The sequence below is a fragment of the Salipiger sp. ABN3_019 genome, assembly GCF_056158605.1.
Genome location: NZ_JBSWTP010000009.1, coordinates 1,362,261 through 1,389,040 on the forward strand (window position 1 = coordinate 1,362,261; position 26,780 = coordinate 1,389,040).

The window sequence follows — 26,780 nt, forward strand, 5'->3', positions numbered from 1 at the left end:
CGGGCTCAGCTTTCGGCGGTGACGAAAAGGTCGGGCAACAGCGGCTCGCCGGGATCGACGGCATAGCCCGAGAAATCCGCGGTGCCCTCTTCGCGCAGCACCTCCTCGTCGATGAAGAAATTGCCGCTGCAGCTTTTCGCGGGGCGGGTGAGGATGGCATGGGCGGCATCGGCGACGATAAGCGGCGTGCGGCAGTTCTTGGGCTGGACAGCGCCGCCGAGCATGGCCAGCGCCGCCGTGTCGATGACCGTGCGGGGCCAGAGCGCGTTGGCGGCGATGCCAAGCGGGCGGAACTCTTCGGCCCAGCCGAGCACGCACAGGCTCATCCCCATCTTCGAGATCGTATAGGCCACATGCGGCCCGTACCACGCCGGGTCGAGCGAGGGCGGGGGCGAGAGCGTCAGGATATGCGGGTTCTGCGCTTGCTTCAGCGCGGGCAGGCAGGCGCGGGTGACCGCGAAAGTGCCACGCATATTGACCGACATCATCAGATCAAAGCGCTTCATCTCGGTCTCGGCAGTGGGCGTCAGAGAGATTGCGCTGGCGTTGTTGACCACGATGTCGATGCCGCCGAAGTGGTCCTCGGCCTTGCGCGCGGCCTCGGCCACAGCCGCGTCGTCACGGATGTCGAGCTGGAGGGGCAGGGCGCGCCCGCCCTGCGCCTCGACCTCTGCCGCGGCGTCCTCGATGGTGCCTGGCAGGCGGGGGTGCGGGGTGACGGTCTTTGCCGCCAGCACCACATTGGCCCCATCGCGCGCGGCGCGCAGCGCGATGGCCCGGCCGATGCCGCGGCTGCCGCCGCTGATGAAGAGTGTCTTGCCGCCGAGATCGGTCATCTGGCCCGTTCCTTCTTGATCTGGTCCACTCCGGGATAAAGCTCCGGGGCGCGAGCCCCGGAGCGGTGTTGCGTTCAGAATGCCGCCTCGTCGAGCGCCATGAGCGTCTCGCCACCGGCCATGATCTGCGACAGCAACGTGCCGGTCTGCGGCAGCATCCGCTCCATGTAGAAGCGCGCGGTCACTTGTTTGGTGGCGTAGAACCCATCCGGATCGCCGGTCTCGCGGCTCTGCGTCATCGCGGTCTCTGCCATGCGCGCCCAGAGATAGCCCATGGCGGTCAGGCCAAAGAGCCGCAGGTAATCCGTGGCCGCCGCCCCGGCTTCGTCCGGGTTGGCAAGCCCGCGCCGGGCGACGGTGGCCGAGGCGGTCTGCAGGCGGCCAAAGGCCTTGGCGAGCGGCGCGATATAGCGGGCCATCTCGGGGTTCTGCGCGTGCTGCTCGATATACTCCGACACCGGATGGAAGAACCGGCGCAGCAAGCGCCCGCCATTGGCCCCCAGCTTTCGGCCCACCAGATCGAGCGCCTGAATGCCATTCGTGCCCTCGTAGATCTGCGTGATGCGCGCGTCGCGGACGTATTGCTCCATACCGTGCTCGCGGATGTAGCCATGGCCGCCCAGCACCTGCATCCCGAGGTTGGCGTTCTCAAAGCCAAGATCGGTGAAGAGCGCCTTCACGATCGGCGTCATCAGCGCCACGAAATCCTCCGAGGTCTTGCGCACCTCCGGGTCGGGGTGATGGGTCTGCTTATCAAGCTCCTTGGCCACCCAGACCGCCATCGCACGGCAGCCTTCGGTCGCGGCCCGCTGCAGCAGCAGCATCCGGCGCACGTCGGGATGCACGATGATCGGATCGGCGGGCTTGTCGGGCGCTTTGGTGCCGGTCAGCGACCGCCCCTGCAGCCGCTCGCGCGCATAGGCGACCGAGCCCTGATAGGCGGCCTCGGCCAGCCCCAGCCCCTGACCGCCAACCGCAAGGCGTTCGTTGTTCATCATGGTGAACATCGCCTGCAGGCCCTTGTGCGGCGCGCCGACGAGCCAGCCCTGTGCACCGTCGAAATTCATCACGCAGGTCGACGAGGCCTTGATCCCCATCTTGTGTTCGATGCTCGAGCATTGCACGCCGTTGCGCGCGCCCGGCGCGCCCTCCGTGGTCGGCAGGAATTTCGGCACCAGAAACAGGCTGATCCCGCGCGACCCCTTGGGGGCATCCGGCAGCCGGGCCAGAACCAGATGGATGATGTTCTCGGTCAGGTCATGCTCGCCCGCCGAGATGAAAATCTTGGTCCCGGTGATGCAAAAGCTGCCATCTTCCTGCGGCAGCGCCTTGGTGCGCAAAAGCCCCAGATCGGTGCCGCAATGCGGCTCGGTCAGGCACATGGTGCCCGACCATGTGCCATCAACCAGCTTGGGCAGATACGTCTGCTTCAGCTCCTCCGAACCATGGCTGTGCAGCGCCAAGTATGCGCCGTGCGAGAGGCCGGGGTACATGCCGAACGACAGGTTCGCCGAGCAGATCATCTCGGTCACCAGCACGTCGGCGGCGGCGGGCAGCCCCTGTCCGCCATAGGCGGGATCGCAGGTCATCGCCGTCCAGCCGCCTTCGCGAAACTGGCGATAGGCCTCGGGGAAACCGGCGGGGGTGCGGACCACGCCGTTTTCCAGAGTGCAGCCTTCCTCGTCGCCGGAACGGTTGATCGGGTGCAGCACTTCGGCGCAGATCTTGCCGGCTTCTTCGAGGATCGGGTCGATCAGATCCGGGGTGAACTCTTCGAAACCCGGAAGCTCTGCCAGCTCGTCGCAGCCCAGCAGCTCGTGATAGACAAAGCGCATGTCGCGCAGGGGGGGGGTGTAATTGGCCATCGTCGCGATGTCCCTGTTCTGTGCGGCCCAAGGCCGGGGTTCAGTTCCGGAGCGGCTTGCCGGTCATCAGCATGGTTTCGATGCGGTCGAGCGTGCCGGGCCGTTTGACCAGCGTGAAAAACCGCTCGCGTTCGAGGGCCAGCAGGTCCGCATCGGTGAGGGTCTCGATCGGATCGGTGCCCCCGCCCGACAGCACCTCGGCCAGCGCGACCGAGACGATCTCGTCATAGGGGGTGGCCTTGCCCATCTTGCGGAATTGCTGCACCGCCATCTCCATGGCAACGAGGCCCGACGGGCCGGGCAGCGTGTACTCCCGCGTTTCGGGGGCGGCGTAGCCCTCGACCATGGCCAGCGCGCGTGCCTTGGCATCGGCCAGAAGCCGGGCGCGGTTCATGGTGATCCCGTCCTCGGGGCGCAGGAACAGAAGCTCCTTTGCCTCGGCGGCGGATTTCGCCACCGTCGCGGTGCTGAGGATCTCGAAGACCTTGGACGGAACCGGCATCGGCCCCTTGGGCAGACGTCCGAAGCGCTGCCAGCGGTGCAGCATCTCGGTGCAGCCGCCCCAGCCGGGGATCAGCCCCACGCCGACCTCGACAAGGCCGATGTAGCTTTCCGCATGGGCCTGCACCGCATCGCAATGCAGCAGCACCTCGCAGCCACCGCCAAGCGCCATGCCCGAGGGCGCGCCGACGACCGGGAAGGGGGCCGCGCGCATGTCCTGAAAGGTCTTTTGACCCAAGGCCACCAGCCCCTCGATCTGGTCCCACGCGGCGATATTGGCGGCAAAGAAGGCGAGGCCGAGGTTGGCGCCGACCGAGAAATTGGTGCCCTCGTTGTGGATCACCAGCGCCTTATACTCGGCCTCCACCAGCTTCAGCGTCTTGCCCAGAAGCGCCATGATCTGGTCGTCCATCGAATTCATCTTGGAGGTGAACTCGAAGCACAGAACGCCGTCCCCGATGTCCCAGACCGCGGCGGAGCCGTTCTTGAGCACCGGCTTTGCGCCGCGCTTGATGTCCGAAAGCAGCAGCACACCCTCGGGGCGCGTCACCGGATGGTAGGCACCGTCGAGGCCCAGCTGTTCGAGCTTGCCCGCCTCGACGCGGTAGAAGCTGCGCCCGCGCGCCAGCTGCAGGATCGGCGGCACCGTCTCGCCCTCGGCCTCGAGCCGTTCGGCCAGCCAGTCCGGGCCGATCTTGTCCATCAGCGCAAAGGGGCCGTCCTTCCAGCCATAGCCAAGGCACATGGCCTCGTCGATGTCGGCGATCGTATCGGCCACTTCGCCGGCCAGCCCGGCGGCATAGCGCAGCGTCGCGCCCATCACCTCGGCGGCATAGCGCCCCTCGGCGCTGTCATGCGCCATGAGCGCACGCGGGCTGCGCCCGGCCTCTTCCATGGCCTCGGATCGCGGCTTGCGCGCGGTCGCGTAATGCCCGCTCGACAGGTCGACCGCCTCTTTCACCTTGTTGCCGCCGTCGCGGTTCAGGCGATAGAAGCCGCCCTTGCCCTTCCGGCCGGTGTAGCCCTCGGCGATCATCTTCTGCACGACCGGCAGCGGGCGGTTGGCGGTGTGGAAGGCATCGCTCTGCGGCAGGGCGGCGGCGAGGCTCGCGTTCACATGCGGCATGAGGTCGAGCCCGACCAGATCGAGCAGCCCGAAAACGCCGGTCTTGGGAATGCCGAAGGGCTTGCCGATCAGCGCATCAGCCTGCTCCACCGGGATGCCGCGCTCGGCGGCCTCGATCACCGCTTTCTGCAGCCAGTAGACGCCGAGGCGGTTGCCGATGAAGCTTGGCGTGTCCTTGGCCCGGACCACCGTCTTGCCAAGCCGCCGGTCGGCGAAATCGGCGATCAGCTCTGCCGCATCGGCGCGGGTCGCGCCGCCGGTGACCAGTTCCATAAGCCGCATATAGCGGGGCGGGTTGAAGAAATGCGTGATCAGGAAGTCCTGCGCAAAGCTCTCGGGAAGCCCGCCCACCAGCGTCGTCAGCGGGATGGTCGAGGTGTTGGACGACACGATGCTGCCACGCTTCCGCGCGCCCTCGATCTTGCTATAGAGGTCTTGCTTGATGTCGAGCCGCTCGATCACCGCCTCGATGATCCAATCGGCCTCGGCAAGACGCTCCAGATCGTCCTCAAGGTTGCCGGTCTCCACCAGCCGTGCCGCCTTGCGCCCCATGAAGGGCGCCGGATCGGCCTTTTGCATCCGCGCCACGGCCCCTTCGGCCAGCGCGTTACGGCTGGCCGCACCCTCGGGCACGATGTCGAGCAGCAGCACCTTCACCCCGGCATTGGCCACATGCGCCGCAATCGCGGCCCCCATGACCCCGGCGCCGATAACGGCGACTTTTTCGATACCGGCCATCATGCGGCCTCCAGAATGGTGGCGATGCCCTGACCGCCGCCGATGCACTGCGTGGCCAGCGCGTAGCGACCGCCTTCGCGCTTCAGCAGGCTCGCCGCCTTGCCGACGATCCGCGCGCCAGTGGCCCCCAGCGGGTGGCCAAGCGCGATGGCGCCGCCGTCGAGATTGACCCGCGCCGGATCGAGGTCGAGATCGCGGATGCAGGCGATGGACTGGCTGGCGAAGGCCTCGTTGAGCTCGATCACGTCGAGATCGCTGGCGGAAAGCTCGGCGCGCTGCAGCGCCGCGCGGGTCGCGGCGACCGGGCCGATCCCCATGACGTCGGGCGCGCAGCCCTTCACCGCCACGGATTTCACATAGGCGATGATCGGCAGCCCCTGCGCTTCGGCAAAGCTGTCCGAGCACACCAGCAGCGCCGCGCAGCCATCGGTCAGCGGCGACGAGGTGCCCGCCGTCACCACACCTTCGGCGTCGAAGGCGGGCTTGAGATCGGCAAGACCCTGAAGCGTCGTCTCCGGACGCAGGCAGCCGTCGGTCTCGACCACACCATCGCGCCCGGTGATCGGCACGATCTCATCGGCAAACAGACCCTTCTGCAGCGCGGCGGCGGCCTTCTCCTGCGAGCGGAGGGCGAACTCTTCCTGCTCGGCCCGCGAGATCTGCCAGCGCCGGGCGACGTTCTCGGCGGTCTCGCCCATGCCCATATAGGCCTCGGGGTGGCTGCGGGCGAACTCGGGGTGGGGCATCGGGTTGAAGCCCATCATCGGCACCCGGCTCATATTCTCGACACCGGCGCAGACGAAGGCGTCTCCGGCACCCATGGCGATTGACCCGGCGGCCACATGCACCGAGGTCATCGACGAGCCGCAGAACCGGTTGATCGTCGCCGCGCCCACCGATTGCGGCAGCCCGCTCATCAGGCCCACGAGCCGGGCGAGGTTGAGGCCCTGCTCGCCTTCGGGGAAGGCACAGCCCAGCAGCAGATCCTCGATCCCCTCGGGGTCGACCCCGGTGCGGGCGACCAGCGCCCGGACCACCTGCGCGGCCATATCGTCGGGCCGGACCTTGGCCAGAGCGCCCTTGCGGGCCAGGGTGAAAGGCGAGCGCATGTAGCCCGCGACAACGACACGTGTCATCGGTAACTCTCCGGAGTTGCATGAGGAATTTGGAAGCGCGAAACCCTACGGGTTCCGTGGGTGTTCAGGACGTCCGCGCGGTCTTCGGCGCGGTTTCTGTCTCGTGGCGCTCGAGGGCGTCCAGCGACATCTGCTCGATCTCGCGCAGTTCCTTGAGCGTCACGCGCAATGTCTCGAACTGTTCGTCGAGTTCGTGGATGCGCTGACGGACCTTGGCCAAAAGCGCGTCGATCTGCTCGCGCTGGGTCGGGTCGGCGTCGTAGAGATCGAGATATTCCCGGATGTCCTTCAGCGTGAAGCCAAGCCGTTTCCCGCGCAGGATCAGGATCAGCCGCCCGCGATCCCGCGAGGTGTAGATCCGATTGGTGCCCACACGCTGCGGCAGTACGAGCCCCTGCTCCTCGTAGAAGCGGATGGTGCGCGGCGTCACGCCAAGCTCTTTCGAAAGTTCCGAGATCGAGTAGAGCTTGTCCATCTGAAACCTGGCGCAGCAAAGGGTTAGGCGAAAGCGCTGCCCGCACCTCACCAAAAATTCTACCACCGTGGAGCGGGCCGTGGATAGGCCTTTCCGCGCGCGTCATCTCGTTTACGTAGCTCATGACGCCACCGTGCCGCCGGATTGGGCGGTTTCGGCGCGCAGACGTTCGGCTTCGACAAGCTCTTTCTTGGACAGCTTGCCGACGAGGGTCTTGGGCAGGCTCTCGCAAATCTCGATCTGCTTGGGCATCTCGATGGGCGAGAGGTAATCCTTCAGGAAGCCGTGCAGCGCGTCTTCGGGCGCGTCGAGCGGCGTCTTCAGCACGACGAAGGCCTTGGGCGCGCTGCCGCGATAGTCGTCCGGCACGCCGATCACCACCGCCTCGGCGACCGCCGGATGCTGGTAGAGCGCTTCCTCGATGGCCCGAGGATAGACGTTGTAGCCGCTGCAAAGGATCATGTCCTTGATCCGGTCGACGATGAAGTAAAAGCCGTCCTCATCAACATATCCCACATCGCCGGTGCGCAGCGCACCTTCGATGAAGGTGTCGCGGGTGGCCTCGGGCTTGTTCCAATAGCCCTGCATGACCTGCGGGCCGCGAACGCAAAGCTCGCCCTTTTCATGCGGGCCGCAAATCCGGGTCGGATCGTCGAGGTCGCGGATCTCCACCTGGGTGTCCGCCAGCGGCCTGCCGATGGAGCCGTCGCGCGCGCTGCCGTCGAGCGGGTTGCAGCAGACCACCGGCGAGCTTTCCGAAAGCCCATAGCCTTCGCCGAGGCGGCAGCCGCTCAGCGTCTCGAACGCCCGGCGCACTTCGCCGGGCAGGGGGGCGCCGCCCGAGATGCAGCAGCGCAGCGAGGAAAGATTGGCCGCGCGCTTTTCCAGCGCATGGTTGATCGCGGTGTAGATGGTCGGCACGCCGGGAAACAGCGTCGGCTTCTGGCGCTCGATCACCTTGATGGTGCCATTGATGTCAAAACGCGGCACCAGAATGATCTCGGCGGCGATGCGGACGGCGAGGTTCATCGCCACCGTCATGCCGAAGACATGGAACAGCGGCAGCACCGCGAGCACGCGCTCTTCGCCCATTTTGGGGTCCGGCAGCCGCTGAAAGATTTGCTCGGCGTTGGCGACGATATTGGCGTGGGTCAGCATCGCGCCTTTGGACAGGCCCGTCGTGCCGCCGGTGTATTGCAGCGTCGCAAGATCGGTCTCGGGGGTGATCGGGGCCGCGCGCAGCGGGCCTTCGCTGCGGATCAGCTCCCGGAACCGCAGATGCCGCGCATCCTTGGGCACCCGCGCAAGATCGCGGCGTTTGAGCAGCGGGAACAGCAGGCCTTTGAGGGGCGGCAGCATTTCGGCCATCGGGCAGATCACCAGCCGCTTCAGCGACCCGCGCCCCAGTTGCGCCGCCACTTTGGGATAAATCCCGGCCAGATCGGTGGTCACCATGAGCGTGACGCCCGAGTCCTCGACCTGATGCTGCAATTCGCGCGGAGCGTAGAGCGGGTTGAAGTTCACCACCGTTCCGCCGGCTTTCAACACGGCGAAATAGCAGATGACGAAGGCGGGCACATTGGGCAGGCACAGTCCGACGCGGACGCCCTTGGTGACGCCCTGTTCGGCAAAGCCCGCTGCGGCGCGGTCGACCAGCGCGCCAAGCTCGCGATAGCTGTAGCGGCGCCCAAGGAAATGCATGGCCGGGCGGTCGCCATGCAGACGCACGGCCTCGTCGAGCAGCGCGGGTATGGGGCGGGCATAGGCGCCCGCAAGCGCCGTGGGATGCCGAGAGGGCGCAGGCGCAGCGCCAGCCTCTCCGGTCGGCATCAGTTCGTCAGGCGCGATGGCATTTGGACACATGAGCATGGGCTCCGGGTACAGGGCAGCAGGTCCGGCGCTCGCAGGGCGCGGACTTTGGGGGCATGTCTTGAGGTGCAAGACACGTCTCTATTCTGTGGATCGGCTGGCGCCTTCCGGGTCCCGCGCTGCGCCTCAAGTGCGCCTGCGCGGGGCCCGGCGGCGGCTCAGAACCGGTAGGTCAGGCTGGCGCTCAGGATATCGGCATGGCCTTCATAGGTGCCGTCGAGCGTCCCGAAGGCCGTCGTTTCCTCGATATCCGCTTCGTCGAAGAAGATACGCGTGTAGCCGACGTTGATCACCCGATCAGGAGCGAACTCATAGCTGTAGCCCAGCGACGCCCAGTAGCGGTCGGCATCGGGGATGCGCGCCGTTCTGTGCGAGTCCGGCACCGGGCTCTGATCGTAGGCGATGCCGAAGTGGATCGTGTGGTTCTCGCGCGGTTTGTAGTCGGCCCCCAGCGAGACGAACCAGGAATCGTGCCATTTCTCTTCGGTCACGCTGTCCGGGCGTCCATCGTCGAACTTCACGCGCAGTTCTTCGAAGGTCGACCAATTGGTCCACGACACATCGCCCATCACCGCCCATTGCGGGTTGATCTCGTGATAGCCGCCGATCGAGACGATGTCGGGCATGGTGACATCGGCCTCGGCATCCGAGCTGTTCAGCGCCGGCACCATCCCCGCGACCGCATCCGGCACGCCGGAGATTTTGGCCGTGCCTTCAAGCGTGTATTTCGCCTGCGAGCGGTAGCTCAGGCCGACGCGGGTTGTCGGCGAGACCTCGTAGAGCATGCCTAGCGTGAAGCCATAGCCCCAACCGTCGCCGGTCAGTTCGGATTTGCCGTCGCCAAGGCCAAGCGTGCTCAGGTTGAGCGCGTTCGACAGCGTCGCCTCGGCATGGCCGATCTGGATACCGGCGCCCAGCGACAGTTGCTCGGTCGCCTGCCATGCGATGCTCGGGGTCAGAACGAGGTTCTGAATCTCGCTGTCGATGGCGAAATAGCGGCCTTTCCAGTCGTCGTCATATTTCGTCGACAGACCGAAAGGCACGGTCAGCGAAATACCCGCCTTGACCGTCGGGCTGATGTCGAACAGCCCGTAAAACGCCGGCACGAACGTGCCTTCGCCGGCATTGCCACCGTTGCCGCCCGAGTATTGGAAGCCGGCCACGCCAGCATTGCCCGAAAACTCGATGGTCGGCGCGACATAGTTCAGATCGAACTGCGCCTGCGCCCCCGGAATACGCATCATCCCGGCGGGGTTGGTATAGATGGTCGAAAGATCGGTCGCCTTGGCGGTCGATCCGGAAAAGGCAGAGCCCACACCTTCGGCGCTCATTTCACGTAATTGGAACCCGGCTGCATGTGCCCGATCCGTTAATGGCAGTAACGCACATAGCGCTCCCGCCGCCACAATAGCGGAATGCTTCACGCATTCAGACATTGATCGCTCCTCCCTAAAAACGATCGGATTTCTGAAGTCCGTGGTTCTTGGTAGCGCTGCCTTACGAATGCGTCAACAAGTTTACGTAATGGGTACCCTTGGTCAACTTCGCGGCGCTTGGCGTCAGCGGGTGTACGCCTGTTGGCCCTGTGTATTCCCATGCCACAGCGCGGCACAAATCCATCGCCCGTTTCGGAATATTGCGGCAGCTGCCCTAACGTCCATGATAGCCCTGTGCTTCGGAGCCCTTTTGGGACTATCTCCGCCAAGTTCAGGAAATTCAGGAAGTTCAGGCCAGTGACGGAGCAAGCGATGGACCCGCGCAAACTAGAGATGACCGTGTTGATGACGCCCGACATGGCGAATTTCAGCGGCAAGGTGCACGGCGGGGCTTTGCTCAACCTGCTCGACCGCGTCGCCTTTTCCTGCGCCTCGCGGTTTTCCGGGCGCTACGCGGTGACGCTCTCGGTCGATCAGGTGACCTTCAAGCAGCCGATCAACGTGGGCGAGTTGGTCACCTTCCGCGCCAGCGTGAACCATGCCGGGCGCACTTCGATGGAGATCGGCATCCGCGTCGAGGCCGAGGATATCCGCAAGGGCACCCGCCGCCACACGAACTCTTGCTACTTCACCATGGTGGCGGTGGATGACGACGGCAAGCCGGCCGAGGTGCCGGATCTGAAGGTCGAAAACGAGCTGGAGAAAAAGCGCCACCACGCCGCCGGGATGCGCAAGAAACTGCGCCGCCAGTTCGAAGAGGAAATGCGCAAGGCCGCCGAAGGCGAGATCTGACGCTGCCTGTCCCCGCGGGGACGGGCTTCGCCCTGCGCCCTTTGCAGCGCCCTGCCGTTTCGGCGGGGCGTTTTCTTTTGCGCAGCCCGACCAGGGCCGCCTCAGGGGGCAGGGGCGGGCAATGTGTTGCCGCGGCGTAAGATCACAGTTGACGCAGCTTTGGTATACCATATACCGTTTGGCCAAGTGGAGGAGACTTGACCGTGGATGCAACCGTTCAGCGCGATCCCGCGCAGAAGCTGTCCGACCGTGCCCGCGACGCCATTCGTGACCAGATCATCGCCGGAGACCTGCCCATGGGGGCGGTGCTGCGCGAGAGCGAAATGGCGGCGACGCTCGGCATGTCGAAAATCCCGGTGCGCGAGGCACTGGTGCAGCTTGAATGCGAGGGGATGATCACCCTCAGCCCGAACCGCAGCCCGCGGGTGTTTGAGATGTCTCTGGACGATATCCGCAGCCTTGGTGAGCTGCGCGAAATGCTGGAGCTTGAGGCGCTGCGGCTGGCGATCGCGCGGCGGGCGCTGCCGCTTTCGGGGCGTCTGCGCGAGATCGCCGCGCGGATGCGCGACGCGCTCTCGGGGCAGGACGCACGCAGCTACAAGGCGCTCGACAATGAGTTTCACCACGCGATCTTTGCCGACTGCGGCAACGTCTATCTGGAAAAGACGCATCACATGCTGTCGTTCCGCATTCAGGCGCTGCGCAACAAGCTGAGCCGCGAGCCGGAACTCAACGAACGCTCCTTTGCCGAGCATGAGCAGCTGATCGACCTGATTGCCGCAGGCCAGACCGACGAGGCCGCGGCCCTGCTGCGCAGCCATATCCGCGACACCACGCAGAACTATCTTGCGCAGGAGGGGGCCAGCGCCGCGCCACGCCCGCCAGCGCGGGTGATGCAGGCGCAGATGGAGGGTTTTGCGGAGGCCGCCATGGAGGCTGCGGGCTGCGATGCCGAGACCCGCGCTGCGGTGATCCGCGCGCTGAGCCACGCTTCGGCGCTGGGGGTGGACACGCACGGCTATCGGTTGCTGCCGCATTACCTCGAAGGCTTCAGCAAGGGCCGCCTCAATCCCGCGCCGCAGCTGCGCTTCGTGTCCGAAAGCGCCGGGGCGGCGCTGCTCGATGGGAATGATGCCCATGGCGCGCGGGCCACCTATGCTGCTGTCGACAAGGCGATTGCGCTGGCCCGCGGCTCGGGTTCGGGGGCGGTGGCAATCCGCGGCAGCTCGCATTTCGGGGCGGCGGGGGCCTATGCCAAGGCCATCGCCGACGCCGGGCTGCTGGGGTTCTGCTTTTGCAACTCCGACAGTTTTGTCCGGCTCCACGGCGGCGCCGAGACCTTTCACGGCACCAACCCGATCTCTATGGCCGGACCGGCGGGGGAGGGGCAGGAGCCGTGGCTCTTTGACATGGCGACCAGTGCGATCCCCTTCAACAAGGTGCAGCTGAGCCGCGCTCTGGGGATCGAACTGCCTGCGGACACCGCCTCGAACGGGCGGGGCGAGAATGTCACCGACCCCGAGCAGGCCGCCATGCTGGCACCGCTCGGTGGCGAGTTCGGCTACAAGGGCGCGGGGCTTGCGGGCATTTCCGAGATCCTCAGCACCGCCCTGTCGGGCGCGCCGCTGAGCTTCGAACTGCCCGGCATGATTTCCGACGACATGGAAACGCCGCGGGGGCTTGGAGCCTTCGTCATGGCATTTGACCCGGCGGCGTTTGCCGGGCTCGACATCTTCACCGGCACCATCCGTCGCTACCGCGACGCTATTCGCGGCTCGAAAGCCGCGCAGGGCGCCGAGGTCATGGCGGCGGGCGACCGGGAGTGGGCCGAGGCCGCGCGGCGCAAGCTGCATGGCATGACGCTCGATCAGACCGCGGTCGAGGCGCTGGGGCGCTTCGCCGCCGAGAAAGGCATCCCGCCATTGGAGGTGGTGGGCGGCTGAAAGGGTCCGTGTCGCAAGCGGACCGACATTTTGGGAATTTAGGGAGGAGAACCAAATGACCCGGATCACCAAGACGGTGGCACTTCTGACGACCGCTGCGGCGGCCCTCACCGCGGCGCTGCCCGCAACCGCGCAGCAGGCCGAGCGCGTGCTCAAATTCGCGCATGTCTACGAGGCGTCCGAGCCCTATCACACCTGCGCCGTGGCGGCGAATGACGCGCTGATGGCGGCCACCGACAACCGCCTCGGCATCGAGGTCTTCCCGGCGTCGACGCTGGGCAAGGAGTCGGACATCAACGAGGGCCTCAGCCTTGGTACGGTCGACATCATCTACACCGGCCAGCTGTTCGCCGGGCGCTATTACGGCCCGCTGGCGATCGGCGGCGCGCCCTTCATGTTCCGCGACTACGACCATTGGGACGCTTTCCGCAATTCCGACCTCTTCTCGGAGCTGACCCAAGGCTATACCGACGCCACCGGCAACCATGTGACCTCGCTCACCTATTACGGGCTGCGCCATGTCACCTCGAACACGCCGATCACCGCCCCCGGCGACATGGACGGTCTGAAGATCCGCGTGCCCAATGCGCCGCTCTATATGATGTTCCCGAAAGCCACCGGCGCGAACCCGACGCCGATCGCCTTTGCCGAGGTCTATCTGGCGCTGCAGCAGGGCACGGTGGACGCGCAGGAGAACCCGCTGCCGACGATTCAGGCCAAGAAGTTCTATGAGGTGCAGTCCAACATCAACCTCACCGGCCACATCACCGACGCGCTGCTGACCATCGTCGGCGGGCCGACCTGGACCAGCATTTCCGAAGAGGATCAGGGCGCGCTCGAGACCGTGCTCGATGATGCGGCGGATTGCGCCACCGAGCAGGTGATCGACGCCGAGAACAGCCTGCAAGACTGGTTCACCGAGCAGGGCGTCACGGTCAACGACGTGGATCGCGGCCCGTTCATCGAAGCGGTGAAGGTCATGCACAACGGCGACATGGCGACCTGGGATCAGGAGACCTACGACCGCCTGCAGGCCATCGGCGGCTGATCCGATCCGATGCAAAGGCCCGGCCGGCAGCCGCCGGTCGGGCGCCCCTCATATTTCGAGGCGCTTTTGATGTATGACGACACAAAACCGGCAGAGCCCGGCCCCGAGGATCACAGCCTCCATCTCGCCGATGAGGATGCGGCCGAGATCGACCTGTCGGACATCCGCTGGCAGGATGCGCTGGTGCTGGGCCTGTTCTGGGTGCTGGCGCTGGTGGTCTTCCTGCAGTTCTTCACCCGCTATGTGCTGAACGACTCGCTGGGCTGGACCGAAGAGATCGCCCGTTACCTGCTGATCGGCGTGACCTTCGCCGGATCGGTCATGGCGGCGCGCAAGAACAGCCATATCGCGGTGGAATTCATCTACCGCTGGGCGCCGCGTCCGCTGCGGCGGGTGATGCAGGGGGTGATTGACCTGATCACCACAGGCTTTTTCGCCACGCTCGCCTATCTGTCGGGGCAGCTGGCCACGCGCACCGGCGGTATGATGGTCTCGATCGATGTGCCCAAGGCCTATGTCTACTGGTTCGTCGCGGTCTGTTTCGCCGGGATGGCGCTCTTTTCCGCGATCAACGGTCTGCGGCACCTGTCGAGCGGCACCAGCCGGCTCATCGATCCCGAAGCCCATGCGGACGACGTCCGCGCCATCGACTAGGATCCACCATGACCATCACACTTCTTTTCGTGCTGCTGCTGGTGCTCATCGTGCTGGGCGTGCCGGTGGCCATCGCGCTGGCGGGCGCGTCGCTCGCCTTCATCCTGTCGGGCACCGTGCCGCCCATGGTGGTGGCGCACCGAATGGTGAACGGGGTCGACAGCTTTCCGCTGCTTGCCGTGCCGTTCTTCATCCTTGCGGGCAACCTGATGAACACCGCCGGGATCACCGAGCGGATTTTCAACTTTGCGCTGGCGCTGGTCGGCTGGATGCGCGGCGGGCTCGGTCATGTGAACGTCGGCGCCTCGGTGATCTTCGCGGGCATGTCCGGCGCGGCGGTGGCCGACGCGGGCGGGCTTGGCGCCATCGAGATCAAGGCGATGCGCGACGCGGGCTATAAGACCGACTTCGCGGTCGGCATCACCGCGGCCTCCTCGACCATCGGGCCGATCATTCCGCCGTCGCTGCCGATGGTGATCTATGGCGTGGTGGCCGGGGCCTCGATCGGCCAGCTTTTCGCCGCGGGCTTCATTCCCGGCCTCGTTATGGCGGTGGCGCTGATGCTGATGGTGGCCTTCTTCGCCCGGCGTCGCGGCTTCCCGCGGGACCAGCCCTTCGCGATGAAGATCCTCGGCCACAGCTTCAAGCGCGCCTTCCTGTCGCTGATGACCCCGGTGATCATCGTCGGAGGCATCCTGTCGGGCGCCTTCACCCCGACCGAGGCCGCCGTGGCCGCCTGTGCCTATGCCATGTTCCTTGGCGCGGTGGTCTATCGCACGCTCACCCTGCGCCGGCTGATCCGCGTCAGCTACGACACGATCGAGACCACCTCGGTGGTGCTGCTGGTGGTTGGGGCGGCGTCGATCTTCGCGTGGATCCTCACCTCGAACCGGGTGCCCGAGATGGCGGCGAACCTGCTGCTTGGCGCGTCGGACAATCCGTGGGTGATCCTGCTGCTGATCAACCTGATCCTGCTGATCGTCGGCTGCTTCATGGAGACGGTGGCAGCGATCACAATCCTCGTGCCGGTGCTGCTGCCGGTGGCGGTGACGCTGGGCATCGATCCGGTGCATTTCGGCGTGGTGGTGGTGCTCAACCTGATGCTGGGGCTGCTGACGCCGCCGGTGGGCATGGTGCTCTACGTGCTGAGCCGGGTGGCCAACATCCCGTTCGAGCGGGCGCTGTCGGGCACCGCGCCGTTCCTGATCCCGCTGGTGATCGTGCTGCTGCTCGTCACCTTCGTGCCGGGCATCACCATGTGGCTGCCGACGCTGCTCTACCGCTGACAAAGCTGCGCGTCGCCCTGCGGGGCGGCGCGCCTTTCCTCCTTTCGCCTTACGTTGACAGGCTCACCGGCTGAAGTTTAGATATGAAGAGAATGTCCGGATATGAATATCACGAGTGATCAGACCCGGACCTTCCGTCAGCCCCAGCCGCCGAGGACCCAGATGAGCGTTCAACGTCACGGCCAGATCATCGCCGTCGATCCAGAGGGGATCGCCGAGTACAAGCGCCTGCATGCCGCCGCATGGCCGCAGGTTCTGGAGATGATTTCCGCCTGCAACATCCGCAATTACTCGATCTTTCTGAAGGAGCCGGAAAACCTGCTCTTTGCCTATTTCGAGTACGTCGGAAATGACTTCGACGCGGACATGGCGAAGATGGCCGCCGATCCGGTCACGCAGGACTGGTGGTCGAAATGCATGCCGCTGCAGCGCCCGCTCGAGACCCGTACAGAGGGCGAATGGTGGGCCGAGGCCGAGGAGGTCTTTCATCATGACTAAGCCCGGCAGCACCATGTTTGGCCCGTTTCTGCTGCTCAGCCCGGCGGACAATGTTCTGGTCGCCCGCGCGGCGGTGGAAGAGGGCAGTGCCGTGCCGCTCGAAGGCGGTGAGATCACGCTCTCTCGCCCGATCCCGCTGGCGCATAAGATCGCCCGCCACGACATCGCCGAGGGCGCGCGGATCCTGAAATACGGCATGCCCATCGGCATCGCGACCGAGGCGATCCCCGCCGGGGCGCATGTGCATGTGCACAACATCCGCTCGGCCTATACGCCGACCCATATGCTGCAGGACGCCGACGGTCTCTCGGCGGGGGTGGCGCAATGAACGGCTGGCTCAGACAGGACGGGCGCAAGGGCATCCGCAACACGGTCGTCGTCGCCTATCTGGTGGAATGCGCGCATTTCGTCGCCTCCAAGATCGTCGCGGGGTTTCCCGATGACGACGTGCAGCTGATCGGTTTTCCCGGCTGCTACCCCAATGAATACGCCGCCACGATGATGGAGCGCCTGTGCACCCATCCCAATGTGGGCGCGGTGCTTTTTGTCAGCTTGGGCTGCGAGAGCTTCGACAAGGTGCGCGCCTCGAAGGCGGTGGCGGACTCGGGCCGCCCGGTCAAGACGCTGGTGATCCAGAAGGCGGGGGGCACCGCCTCGACCGTTTCCATGGGCCGCGACTGGGTGCGCGGCGCGCTGGCGCAGGTGGCCGAGGTGCCGCAGGTGCCCATGGGCATGGACGAGCTGATCATCGGCACGGTCTGCGGCGGCTCCGATGGCACCTCGGGGATTTCGGGCAATCCGGCGGCGGGCAAGGCTTTTGACCTGCTGGTCGACGCGGGCGCGGCCTGCATCTTCGAAGAGACCGGCGAGCTTATCGGCTGCGAAGAGATCATGGCCGAGCGTGCCGCCACGCCGGAACTGGGCCAGCTGCTGCGCGAGAGCGTGCAGAAGGCCGAGCGCTATTATGCGACGCTGGGCTACGGCAGCTTTGCTGCAGGCAATGCGGCGGGCGGGCTTTCGACCATCGAAGAAAAGAGCCTTGGTGCCTATGTCAAATCCGGCGACAGCCCGATCGCAGGGCTGATCAAGCCCGGCGATGTGCCGCCGCGCGGCGGGCTCTATCTGATGGATGTGGTGCCCGACGGAGAGGTGCGTTTCGGCTTTCCCAACATTTCGGACAATGCCGAAATCGTCGAGATGATCGCCAGCGGCGCGCATCTGTCGCTCTTCGTCACCGGGCGCGGTTCGGTGGTCGGATCCGCCATTTCTCCGGTCATCAAGATCTGCGCCAACCCCGAGACTTTCAGAAACCTGTCTGATGACATGGACGTCAACGCCGGAGACATCATAGAAGGGAAGCGCAGCATCGAGCAGGTGGGGCGCGAGATTTTCGAACTTGTGGGCCGCGTGGCAGGCGGCGCGCAGACCAAGTCCGAGGCGCTGGGGCATCGGGAGTTCATCCTGACCTACAAGAGTTTCGAACCTATCGGGCCGGCCTGCCTGCCGGCCGCATGACGCAAAAGGAGGAGTCATGAATCTGCAGCAAAGACTGGCCGGAAAGCGTGCGGTGATCACCGCCGCCGGTCAGGGCATCGGTCGCGCGACGGCCGAGCGTTTCGCCGCCGAAGGCGCCGAGGTGATCGCCACCGACATCAATGACGCGGCGCTCGAAGAGCTTGGCAAGATCGACGGCATCACCGCCAAGAAGCTCAACGTGCTGGATGGCGAGGCGATCAAGGCCTTCGCCGCCGAGATCGGCACCATCAACGTGCTGTTCAACTGCGCCGGTATCGTGCACGCGGGCACCTTGCTCGAGGCAAGTGAGGACGAGTGGGATTTTGCCTTCGACCTCAACGCCAAGGCGCAGTTCCGCATGCTCCGCGCCTTCCTGCCGGGGATGCTGGAGAACGGCGGCGGCTCGATCATCAACATGTCGTCGGTAGCGGGGCCGATCACCGGGCCGGTCAACCGTCTGGTCTATTCGGCCTCCAAGGCCGCCGTCGTCGGCCTGACCAAAGGCGTGGCCGCCGATTATGTGACCAAGGGCATCCGCTGCAACGCCATCTGCCCGGGCACGGTCGACAGCCCCTCGCTGCACCAGCGTCTGCGCGACACCGGCGATTACGAGGGCGCGCTCAAGGCCTTCATCGGCCGCCAGCCGATGGGCCGGGTGGGCGATCCCAATGAGGTGGCCGCGCTGGTCGCCTATCTTGCATCCGACGAATCCGGTTTCACCACCGGTCAGGCGCACGTCATCGACGGCGGCTGGACCACTTAAGACCTTAGAAGGACCTCCTCATGAAATTCGCACGTTACGGCGCCCGCGGCGCCGAGAAACCCGCCCTGATCGACGCCGACGGCAACCTGCGTGACCTTTCGGCGCATGTCTCCGACCTCTCCGGCGATGTGCTGACCGACTTGGACAAGTTCAAGTCGATCGACCCGGCCTCGCTGCCGCTGGTCGAAGGCGAGCAGCGCTATGGCGCCTGCGTCGGCGGCACGCGCAAGTTCATCTGCATCGGCCTCAACTACGCCGACCACGCCGCCGAAAGCGGCATGGATGTGCCGCCCGAGCCGGTGATCTTCGCCAAATTCACCTCGGCGATCTGCGGCCCGAACGATCCGATCATTATCCCGCGCAATTCGGTCAAGACCGACTGGGAGGTCGAACTGGGCTTCGTCATCGGCAAGACCGCCAAATACGTCAAGGAAGAGGACGCGATGGATCACGTCGCGGGCTTTTGCCTGATCAACGACGTGTCCGAGCGCGAGTTTCAGGCCGAGCGCGCGGGCCAATGGGTGAAGGGCAAGTCGTCTGACAACTTCGGCCCGACCGGCCCGTGGCTGGTGACCCCGGACGAAGTGGGCGATTTCGACAACCTCGGCATGTGGCTCGAAGTGAACGGCGAGCGCGTGCAGGACGGCTCGACCGCGACGATGGTCTACCGCGTGCCCTTCCTCGTGTCTTACCTGTCGCAGTTCTTCACGCTCGAGCCGGGCGACATCATCTCCACCGGCACGCCTCCGGGCGTCGGCCTCGGCTTCAAGCCGCCGCGCTATCTGAAGGCCGGCGATACGGTGGAACTGGGCATCGAAAAGCTCGGCACCCAAAAGCAGATCTGCGTCGCTGACGACTGAGCATAGGCGGGCGGCCCCTCGGGGCTGCCGCCAGCAAGACGCTCGCTAAAAAACAAAAGCGCGGGGCAGGGCCTCGCGCTTTTTGTCTTTTCGGGAAATGCCGAAATTGGCTCAGTTCAGCTTATGGGGGTAGATGAAGCCGCTGACCGCATAGGGGCTGCCGAAGGTGCCCGGATTGCTCTCCAGCCGCACCTGCGACCAGTCGTTGTTCGGTGACACGTCCTGCACCGCCATCTTCAGCGAGACTTCGTTGCGGTGCCAATTGGCGTGATCGACCAGCACTTCGCGCGGCGAGACCACATCCGACACCACCGCCACATGGCCCATGGGGATCTTGCGCGAGGAACTGAAGGCCATCACCGCGCCGACCGCCGGCTGCTTGCCGCGGTTGTAGAGGTCCTTGGCCTGCCCCCACCACGTCTCGGCATTGCCGCGGATGTTGATGCCGCTGAGATTGCGCGCGTAGGGCACGCACCAGACGCGCTGGCCCTTCGACTGCAGGTCCGCCACTTCGCGCAGAGCGAGGTCTTGGCGGGACGGATCAAGCTGGATGTCGGAGAGACGCTGAACCTCGGGTTTCTGCGCGCAGGCAGCGGTCAGCATCAGAAGAAGTGCGCAGGCGAGCGGTAAGGCCCGCGCCTTCGGGGTGGCGTCTGTCACGCGCATATGTCCCTCGGTCTTTTTGTTGTCTGCTCAGCGCCACTGTTGCCGCGGCGGCCTCGTGCAGAATGGTAAACCGATTGTTTGTAACAAATCGAAGAAAATGTGATCACTTTGGAACCGGCGAAAATCCGCTCACCCGTTCTTTTTATGTTCCGCTTTGCAGCGCTCGCCTTGCCCTGATCTGATCAAGTCCTGACTAAAAACTGGGCAGATTGCGGTTGGAGGCGCGTCACGGGCGCGTGTCCAGGTGAGAGACGGGGCGAGAGACGCGGCGACACAAAGCCCGAGTCAGCCGCCCAAATCCTCCAATTCGCTGAGGTCCACCGCGATCAGCCCCAGCGCCTTTGCGGTCTCTAGCGACAGCTGCGCGCTCTCCAGCCCGCGCTCCTTTTGGTAGCGCGCCACCGCCTCGCGGGTGGCCCCATCCATCTCGCCGGTGATCGCGCCGTGGAAATAACCCCGCGCGTCCAGCGCCCGCTGCACCGAAGAGATGAACTCCGGCGTCATCTGCGCCGGGCAGGGCGCTTCGAACCGCATCTCGCCGCGCGGGCGCACCAGCTTGGGCACTTTGGTGCGGCGATAGACCGGCGGGCGGATCACCGTGCCATCCTCAGCGATTTCGGCCTGCACCACCTGCACCTCGCCGGTGACCTGCTCGTAGATCGCCGGCACATGCTCGCGCGCCCAGCAGGTGCCGTCCGGCGCGGTCTCGGTGGGCAGCGGCGCCTCAAGGGCGGAGCCTGCCTCCGGTGCGGGCGCGGCGCAGGCGGCAAGCAGCGCCAGAAGGGCGGGGGCCGCGCGGCGCGGAGGGATCGGGGGCATAGGCTCGGGTCTCACTGGAGGTCTTTTGCCGCAAACCCTAGCAAGCCGCCCAAGCGCGCGAAAGCCGGGCACGTCGCTTTGCGCCCAACCCGAGGTGCCCGCGCCACGGGCAGCGGGTGGCTCTGCATGTGTCTGCGCGGAATGTCGTGCCGAGGGCTCTGGACCCAAGCCCCGGCAGGACGCTACAACGCGCCGAACGAATGATGGAGACAAGGCCGATGGCGAAGATCACCTATATCGAGTTTGGCGGCACCGAGCATGTCGTCGAGGTTGCGACCGGCATGACCGTGATGGAAGGCGCCCGCGACAATGGCATCCCGGGCATCGAGGCCGATTGCGGCGGCGCCTGCGCCTGCTCGACCTGCCATGTGTATGTGCATCCCGACTGGGTCGAGAAGCTGCCCGCGAAGGATGACATGGAAGAAGACATGCTCGATTTCGCCTTCGAGCCCGATCCCTCGCGCTCGCGCCTGACCTGCCAGCTCAAGGTCACCGATGCGCTCGACGGGCTGGTCGTGCAGATGCCGGAAAAGCAGATCTGAGCCGCAGCTTCGGATCCCGGCGCGGCGGAAGCCGCGCCTTTGGTGCGGCGCTGGCCCTGCTATGGGGGCTGGCGCTGAGCCTCCCCCTTGGCGCGGCCCATGCGGCAGAGCGCCTGACCGCCGCCTATGCCGAACCCACGACGCGCTACGATCATGGCGTTCTGGGCGATGCGGTGGAATGGGGCGCGCTGCGCCTCGATGGGCCGCAGGGACCTGCGCTGATCCGCCTGCCGCAGCACCGCGTCTTCGAAGACATCGCGCCGCGGGTGATCGCCCTGCCCGAGGGCGGCTGGGCCGCGCTGGTGGTCGAAAGCGATCTCGCCAAGGGCGCGCGGCTGGCGCTCTACACGCCAAAGGGCCTGCGCGCCGCCACGCCTTTCATTGGCCAGAGCCACCGCTGGCTCGCGCCGCTTGGCGGCGGTGATCTCGACGGCGATGGCGCGCTCGAGCTGGCCTATGTGGACCGGCCGCATCTGGTCAAAACCCTGCGCGTCGTGCGCTACCTGCCGGGCGATCCGCAGCTGCGCGAAGTGGCGGCGCAGCCCGGCCTCAGCAATCACCGCATCGGCTGGAGCTTCATCGCCGGCGGCTTGCGCGACTGCGGTGCGGGCCCCGAGATGGTGCTCGCGGATGGCGGCTTCGACCGGCTCGTCGCGGCGCGGCTGCAGGGCGGGGCGATCGCGCTGCGCGATCTTGGCCCGTGGTCGCTGGACGCGTCTGAATTGGCGCTGCGCTGTCGCTGAGGGGGCAGCCGCGTATTTGCGGAACAATGAAAGCGTCCCGCGCCCGGCGCCGCCGCTTCTTCTCTTTCCAAATACGCCCGCCGGAGGCGTGCCGACCCGTGCCCCCGGGGCGCCGCCGGGGCAGCGCGCCGCGCCAAAAGGGGCTTTGCTTTCACGCCCGCGCGGCGTACCCATGGCGGCATGAGAACACTCTTTCTTGGGGACGTGATGGGCCGCGCCGGGCGCGCCGCCATCGCCGAGACCCTCCCGAAACTGCGCGACGACTGGAAGCTCGATTTCGTCGTGGTCAATGGCGAGAACGCCTCCAGCGGGACCGGCATCACCGGCGCCCATGCCAAGCTCCTGCTTGAAGCCGGGGCCGATGTGGTGACGCTGGGCGATCACGCCTTCGACCAGAAGGAAATGCTGACCTACATCGAGAGCGAGCCGCGCATCATCCGCCCGCTGAACTTTGCCAAGCAGGCGCCGGGGCGCGGTGCCGCGCTGTTCACCGACCGCCGCGGGCGCAAGGTGCTGGTGCTGCAGGTGCTCGGGCAGGTCTTCATGAAGCGCGCCTTCGCCGATCCTTTCTCGGCGGTGGATGAGGTGCTGCGGCGCCACCCGCTGGGCGGGCAGGCGCAGATGATCCTCGTGGACGTGCATTGCGAGGCGACCTCGGAGAAGATGGGTATGGGGCATTTCTGCGACGGGCGCGCCAGCCTCGTCGTCGGCACCCACACCCATGTGCCCACCGGCGATGCGCAGATCCTGCCCGGCGGCACCGGCTATCTGACCGACGCGGGCATGTGCGGCGACTACAATTCGGTCATCGGCATGGACAAGGCCGAGCCCATGCGCCGCTTCGTCACCGGCATGGGCAAGACCCGCTTCCAGCCCGCGCTTGGCGAGGCGACGCTGTCGGGCGTGGTGGTCGAGACCGATGACCGCACCGGCAAAGCCACCGCGGTGCATATGGTGCGCCAGGGCGGGCGGCTGGAGCAGGCCGGACCCTGATGCGCCGGGCCTGGCCCTTTTTCGCGCTGATCGCGGTGGGGGCGCTCTGGGGCGCGGGGCAGCCGTTCGCCAAGACCGCCGTGTCCGAAGGCTATCGCCATGTGGGCATCCTGTTCTGGCAGCTGGCGCTTGGCGCGCTGCTGCTGGGCGGGGTGACACTGGCGCGCGGGCAGAGCCTGCGCTTTGCGCGCGGCGATCTGCCGCTGCTGCTCTTCGTGGCGCTGGCGGGCACGGTGCTGCCCGGCATCTCGTCTTACACCGCGGCGGTGCATCTGCCCTCGGGGCTGATCTCGATCCTGCTCTCCGCCGTGCCGATGTTCGCCTTTCCCATGGCGCTGCTGTTCGGCAACGACCGCTTTTCGTGGCGGCGCCTTGCCGGTCTGACGCTGGGGCTGGGCGCGGTGTTGCTGCTGGTGCTGCCGCAGGCCAGCCTGCCCGAGCCGGGCATGGCGCGCTGGGTGCCGGTGGCGCTGATCTCGTCGCTGTTCTACGCGCTCGAAGGCAATGTGGTGGGCCGCTGGGGCATGCGCGGGCTCGATCCGGTGAAGCTGCTGGCCGGGGCCTCGGCGCTGGGGGCGATAATCGCCCTGCCGCTGGCGCTGATCACTGGCCAGTTCATCGACCCGCGCCCGCCGTGGGGCGCACCCGATCTGGCGATCCTCGCAGGCTCGGCGCTGCATGCGCTGGCCTATGCGGGCTATGTGGCGGTGGTCGCCGCGGCAGGCGCGGTGTTTGCGGTGCAGGTGGCCTATCTGGTAACCCTTTTCGGGCTTTGCTGGGCCATGCTCTTTCTTGGCGAGAGCTACACCGGGGCGATCTGGGGAGCGCTGCTCATGATGTTGGCAGGGATGGCGCTGGTTCAGCCGCGGCCTCGGGGCTTTCTTGTAAGCGCCGGAACAGACGTTAAGAATGGCGCCGAGCGCGCAGGTACAGGCAACATATCCGCATGACTATTTTTGAGCTGAGCCAGACCGCCCAGGCCTGGGTGACGATCGCCACGGTGCTGGCCATGTTCGTCCTGTTCATCCGCGAGACCTATCCCACCGAGGTTGTGGCCATCGGTGGCACCGCCTTCCTGCTGGCCACCGGCGTGCTGCCCTATCAGGACGCGCTGTCGGTGCTGTCGAACCCGGCGCCATGGACCATCGCGGCGATGTTCGTGGTGATGGGGGCGCTGGTGCGCACCGGGGCGCTTGATACATTCGCCACCTATGCTCAGGCGCAGGTGCAGCAGCGCCCGAAGAAGGCTATGGCGGTGATCATGGCGGTGGTGATCCTCGCCTCGGCCTTCATGAACAACACGCCGGTGGTGGTGCTCATGCTGCCGGTCTTCGTGCAGATCTCCAAATCGCTGGGGCTGCAACCCTCGAAACTGCTGATCCCGCTCAGCTATGCGGCGATCCTCGGCGGCACCACCACGCTCATCGGCACCTCGACCAACCTGCTGGTCGACGGTGTGGCGCGGGCGCAGGGGCTGGAGCCGTTCAGCATCTTCGAAGTGACGCCGCTGGCGATCATCCTCGTGGCGTGGGGGATGCTTTACCTGACCGTCGTGGGGCGCTTCCTGCTGCCCGACCGGCATTCGATGGCGGGGATGCTGTCGGACCGCTCGCGCATGAAGTTCTTCACCGAGGCGGTGATCCCGCCCGACAGCGATCTCGTGGGCCGTGAGGTGCTGGGGGTCAATCTTTTCAAGCGCGAGGGTGTGCGCCTTGTGGACGTGGTGCGCGGCGACGAGTTGCTGCGCCGCAACCTCGAGGGCGTCGAGCTGCAGGTCGGCGACCGGGTGGTGCTGCGCACGCAGATGACCGAGCTTCTGTCGCTGCAGCGCAACAAGTCGCTGCGCCGGGTCGACCAGCTGTCGGCGAAAGAGACCACCACGGTCGAGGTGCTGATCTCGCCGGGCTGCAAGATGGTGGGCCGCAGCCTTGGCGCACTGCGCCTGCGCCGCCGCTTCGGCGTCTACCCGCTGGCGGTGCACCGTCGGAACCAGAACATCGGCCGCAAGATCGACGAGCTTGTGGTGCGGGTCGGCGACACGCTGCTGCTTGAAGGCGCGCCCGAGGACATCAAACGCCTCGCCGAAGAAATGGCGCTGGTCGATGTCGCGCGCCCCTCGGCCCGGGCCTTCCGCCGCGGCCATGCGCCGGTGGCGATCGGCGCCATGGGCGGCATCGTGGTCTTGGCGGCGCTTGGCGTCGCGCCGATCCTCGCGCTGGCGGTGATCGCCGTGGCGGTGGTGCTGTTCACCCGCTGTATCGACAGCGACGAGGCGTTTTCCTTTGTCGAAGGCCAGCTCCTGGCGCTGGTCTTTGCCATGCTGGCCATTGGCGCGGCGCTGGAGGCCTCGGGGGCGGTGCAACTGATCGTCGGGGCCATCGCGCCGCTGCTCGAGACCTTGCCGGGGCCGCTGCTGATCTGGGCGGTGTTCCTGATGACCTCGGTGCTGACCGAGGCGGTGAGCAACAACGCCGTGGCCGTGGTGGTAACGCCGATCGCCATCGGCCTTGCGCATCATCTCGGGATCGACCCGCGTCCGCTGGTCGTGGCGGTGATGGTGGCGGCGTCCTGCAGCTTTGCCACGCCCATCGGCTATCAGACCAACACGCTGGTCTACGGCCCGGGCGGCTACCGCTTTTCGGACTTCCTGAAGGTCGGGGTGCCGCTGAACCTCACAATCGGCATTCTGACCGCGGCGCTGATCCCGCTCTTCTTCCCGCTCTGAGCCGGGGGCGCCCATCGCGGCGCCCGTCGCGGCGCACAACCCAGCAAAACAGGGCCAGCGGGCTTGCGGGGGCAGGGGGCTGTGCGGTATGAGACCGCGATATTCCACATTCACTACATAGACGAGGCAAGAGGTCCCCATGGCCGGCCACTCCAAATGGGCAAACATCCAGCACCGCAAGGGCCGTCAGGACGCGGTGCGCGCCAAGCTCTTCTCGAAATTCTCCAAAGAGATCACCATCGCCGCCAAGATGGGCGATCCCGATCCTGAAAAGAACCCGCGCCTGCGGCTTGCCGTCAAGGAAGCCAAGAGCCAGTCCATGCCCAAGGACAACATCGAGCGTGCCATCAAGAAGGCCATCGGTGGCGACGGCGAGGATTACGAAGAAATCCGTTACGAAGGCTACGGCCCGAACGGCGTGGCGGTGATCGTCGAGGCGATGACCGACAACCGCAACCGCACCGCCTCGAACGTGCGCTCGACCTTCACCAAGAACGGCGGCAACCTCGGCGAGACCGGCTCGGTTGCCTTCATGTTCGAGCGTAAGGGCGAGGTCATCTACAAGGCCGAGGCCGGTGACGCCGACACCATCATGATGGCCGCCATCGAGGCGGGTGCCGAGGATGTCGAAAGCGACGCGGAAGAGCATGTAATCTACTGCGCCGACACCGATCTCAACGAGGTGGCGACCGCGCTTGAGGCCGAGCTTGGCGAATCGGAATCCACCAAGCTGATCTGGAAGCCGACCACCACCACCGAGCTTGATCTCGACTCCATGCAGACGCTGATGAAGCTGGTTGATGCGCTGGAAGACGATGATGACGTGCAGCGCGTCACCACCAACTTCGAAGCCTCCGAAGAGGTCATGTCGCAGCTCTGAGCGCGACCGGAAACCAGACATGCGAAGGGCGGGAGATCACTCCCGCCCTTTCTCGTTGCGCGCCCCGGTCA

Annotated in this window: 25 protein-coding genes; 16 read left to right on the top strand and 9 right to left on the bottom strand. The window is 66.0% G+C overall.

Annotation, left to right across the window (positions count from 1 at the left end):
* Nucleotides 1-5: 5 nt before the first annotated feature.
* The 7 genes from ACXAD2_RS14765 to ACXAD2_RS14795 all read right to left on the bottom strand — a co-directional run bounded on the left by ACXAD2_RS14765 (nt 6) and on the right by ACXAD2_RS14795 (nt 9,982).
* Entirely contained in the window at nt 6-836 is an 831-nt protein-coding gene (locus tag ACXAD2_RS14765; RefSeq protein WP_475171503.1) for an SDR family oxidoreductase, read from the bottom strand.
* A gap of 74 nt (nt 837-910) precedes the next feature.
* Complete coding sequence (locus ACXAD2_RS14770) at nt 911-2,701, bottom strand: acyl-CoA dehydrogenase C-terminal domain-containing protein (RefSeq protein ID WP_475171505.1); 1,791 nt, start codon at nt 2,699-2,701, stop codon at nt 911-913.
* A gap of 40 nt (nt 2,702-2,741) precedes the next feature.
* Nucleotides 2,742-5,069 carry an FAD-dependent oxidoreductase gene (locus tag ACXAD2_RS14775; protein ID WP_475171507.1) on the bottom strand — a complete coding sequence of 776 codons (2,328 nt, stop codon included), beginning with the start codon at nt 5,067-5,069 and terminating at the stop codon, nt 2,742-2,744.
* Nucleotides 5,066-6,202 (bottom strand): thiolase family protein, encoded by a 1,137-nt coding sequence (locus tag ACXAD2_RS14780; protein ID WP_066105061.1) that lies wholly within the window; start codon nt 6,200-6,202, stop codon nt 5,066-5,068. Before ACXAD2_RS14780 ends, ACXAD2_RS14775 begins: the two co-directional genes overlap by 4 nt.
* 64 nt (nt 6,203-6,266) lie before the next feature.
* Nucleotides 6,267-6,677 carry a MerR family transcriptional regulator gene (locus tag ACXAD2_RS14785; protein ID WP_164184391.1) on the bottom strand — a complete coding sequence of 137 codons (411 nt, stop codon included), beginning with the start codon at nt 6,675-6,677 and terminating at the stop codon, nt 6,267-6,269.
* Nucleotides 6,678-6,797: 120 nt separating this feature from the next.
* The gene (locus tag ACXAD2_RS14790; RefSeq protein ID WP_475171512.1) at nt 6,798-8,540 is read right to left on the bottom strand and encodes a long-chain-fatty-acid--CoA ligase; all 1,743 of its coding nucleotides are present in this window, start codon (nt 8,538-8,540) and stop codon (nt 6,798-6,800) included.
* Between the two features lie 164 nt (nt 8,541-8,704).
* Nucleotides 8,705-9,982, bottom strand: a complete 1,278-nt coding sequence (locus ACXAD2_RS14795; protein WP_475171516.1) for an OmpP1/FadL family transporter — start codon at nt 9,980-9,982, stop codon at nt 8,705-8,707.
* Between the two features lie 312 nt (nt 9,983-10,294).
* On the opposite strand from ACXAD2_RS14795, the gene ACXAD2_RS14800 reads away from it, so the two are divergent.
* The 10 genes from ACXAD2_RS14800 (at nt 10,295) to ACXAD2_RS14845 (ending at nt 19,341) form a co-directional block, all read left to right on the top strand.
* Nucleotides 10,295-10,774, top strand: a complete 480-nt coding sequence (locus ACXAD2_RS14800) for an acyl-CoA thioesterase (RefSeq protein WP_475171521.1) — start codon at nt 10,295-10,297, stop codon at nt 10,772-10,774.
* 203 nt (nt 10,775-10,977) lie between these two features.
* Nucleotides 10,978-12,717: an Ldh family oxidoreductase gene (locus ACXAD2_RS14805; protein ID WP_475171524.1), complete on the top strand. Its 1,740-nt coding sequence runs from the start codon at nt 10,978-10,980 to the stop codon at nt 12,715-12,717.
* Between the two features lie 55 nt (nt 12,718-12,772).
* Nucleotides 12,773-13,765: a sialic acid TRAP transporter substrate-binding protein SiaP gene (locus tag ACXAD2_RS14810; protein WP_475171526.1), complete on the top strand. Its 993-nt coding sequence runs from the start codon at nt 12,773-12,775 to the stop codon at nt 13,763-13,765.
* Between the two features lie 69 nt (nt 13,766-13,834).
* Nucleotides 13,835-14,419 carry a TRAP transporter small permease gene (locus tag ACXAD2_RS14815; RefSeq protein WP_066105079.1) on the top strand — a complete coding sequence of 195 codons (585 nt, stop codon included), beginning with the start codon at nt 13,835-13,837 and terminating at the stop codon, nt 14,417-14,419.
* Nucleotides 14,420-14,427: 8 nt separating this feature from the next.
* Nucleotides 14,428-15,705 (top strand): TRAP transporter large permease, encoded by a 1,278-nt coding sequence (locus tag ACXAD2_RS14820; RefSeq protein ID WP_475171528.1) that lies wholly within the window; start codon nt 14,428-14,430, stop codon nt 15,703-15,705.
* A 162-nt stretch (nt 15,706-15,867) separates the two neighbouring features.
* Nucleotides 15,868-16,203: an L-rhamnose mutarotase gene (locus tag ACXAD2_RS14825; RefSeq protein ID WP_475171530.1), complete on the top strand. Its 336-nt coding sequence runs from the start codon at nt 15,868-15,870 to the stop codon at nt 16,201-16,203.
* Entirely contained in the window at nt 16,196-16,531 is a 336-nt protein-coding gene (locus ACXAD2_RS14830; RefSeq protein ID WP_066105089.1) for a UxaA family hydrolase, read from the top strand. The genes ACXAD2_RS14825 and ACXAD2_RS14830 overlap by 8 nt, the downstream gene beginning before the upstream one ends.
* Nucleotides 16,528-17,718 (top strand): UxaA family hydrolase, encoded by a 1,191-nt coding sequence (locus tag ACXAD2_RS14835; RefSeq protein WP_475171532.1) that lies wholly within the window; start codon nt 16,528-16,530, stop codon nt 17,716-17,718. Before ACXAD2_RS14830 ends, ACXAD2_RS14835 begins: the two co-directional genes overlap by 4 nt.
* Before the next feature lie 16 nt (nt 17,719-17,734).
* On the top strand, nt 17,735-18,481 hold the full coding sequence (locus ACXAD2_RS14840; protein ID WP_475171533.1) for an SDR family oxidoreductase: 747 nt from the start codon (nt 17,735-17,737) through the stop codon (nt 18,479-18,481).
* Nucleotides 18,482-18,501: 20 nt separating this feature from the next.
* Nucleotides 18,502-19,341 carry a fumarylacetoacetate hydrolase family protein gene (locus ACXAD2_RS14845; RefSeq protein ID WP_224899063.1) on the top strand — a complete coding sequence of 280 codons (840 nt, stop codon included), beginning with the start codon at nt 18,502-18,504 and terminating at the stop codon, nt 19,339-19,341.
* 111 nt (nt 19,342-19,452) lie between these two features.
* Here the strand turns inward: ACXAD2_RS14845 and ACXAD2_RS14850 are convergent, their stop codons facing one another.
* A complete protein-coding gene (locus ACXAD2_RS14850; RefSeq protein ID WP_475171535.1) occupies nt 19,453-20,007 on the bottom strand; it encodes a CHAP domain-containing protein in 555 nt (184 codons plus the stop codon).
* A 285-nt stretch (nt 20,008-20,292) separates the two neighbouring features.
* On the bottom strand, nt 20,293-20,826 hold the full coding sequence (locus tag ACXAD2_RS14855) for a peptidoglycan-binding domain-containing protein (RefSeq protein ID WP_475171536.1): 534 nt from the start codon (nt 20,824-20,826) through the stop codon (nt 20,293-20,295).
* 218 nt (nt 20,827-21,044) lie between these two features.
* Here ACXAD2_RS14855 and ACXAD2_RS14860 point away from each other — a divergent pair, with 218 nt between their 5' ends.
* The 6 genes from ACXAD2_RS14860 to ACXAD2_RS14885 all read left to right on the top strand — a co-directional run bounded on the left by ACXAD2_RS14860 (nt 21,045) and on the right by ACXAD2_RS14885 (nt 26,709).
* Nucleotides 21,045-21,368, top strand: a complete 324-nt coding sequence (locus ACXAD2_RS14860; protein ID WP_066105104.1) for a 2Fe-2S iron-sulfur cluster-binding protein — start codon at nt 21,045-21,047, stop codon at nt 21,366-21,368.
* Between the two features lie 173 nt (nt 21,369-21,541).
* Entirely contained in the window at nt 21,542-22,111 is a 570-nt protein-coding gene (locus ACXAD2_RS14865; RefSeq protein WP_475171538.1) for a VCBS repeat-containing protein, read from the top strand.
* A 180-nt stretch (nt 22,112-22,291) separates the two neighbouring features.
* Nucleotides 22,292-23,104 carry a TIGR00282 family metallophosphoesterase gene (locus tag ACXAD2_RS14870; RefSeq protein ID WP_475171539.1) on the top strand — a complete coding sequence of 271 codons (813 nt, stop codon included), beginning with the start codon at nt 22,292-22,294 and terminating at the stop codon, nt 23,102-23,104.
* Nucleotides 23,104-24,054, top strand: a complete 951-nt coding sequence (locus ACXAD2_RS14875; RefSeq protein WP_475171540.1) for a DMT family transporter — start codon at nt 23,104-23,106, stop codon at nt 24,052-24,054. The genes ACXAD2_RS14870 and ACXAD2_RS14875 overlap by 1 nt, the downstream gene beginning before the upstream one ends.
* On the top strand, nt 24,051-25,829 hold the full coding sequence (locus ACXAD2_RS14880) for an SLC13 family permease (RefSeq protein WP_475171542.1): 1,779 nt from the start codon (nt 24,051-24,053) through the stop codon (nt 25,827-25,829). Before ACXAD2_RS14875 ends, ACXAD2_RS14880 begins: the two co-directional genes overlap by 4 nt.
* A 139-nt stretch (nt 25,830-25,968) precedes the next feature.
* Nucleotides 25,969-26,709, top strand: a complete 741-nt coding sequence (locus ACXAD2_RS14885) for a YebC/PmpR family DNA-binding transcriptional regulator (RefSeq protein ID WP_164184379.1) — start codon at nt 25,969-25,971, stop codon at nt 26,707-26,709.
* Nucleotides 26,710-26,780 lie beyond the last annotated feature (71 nt).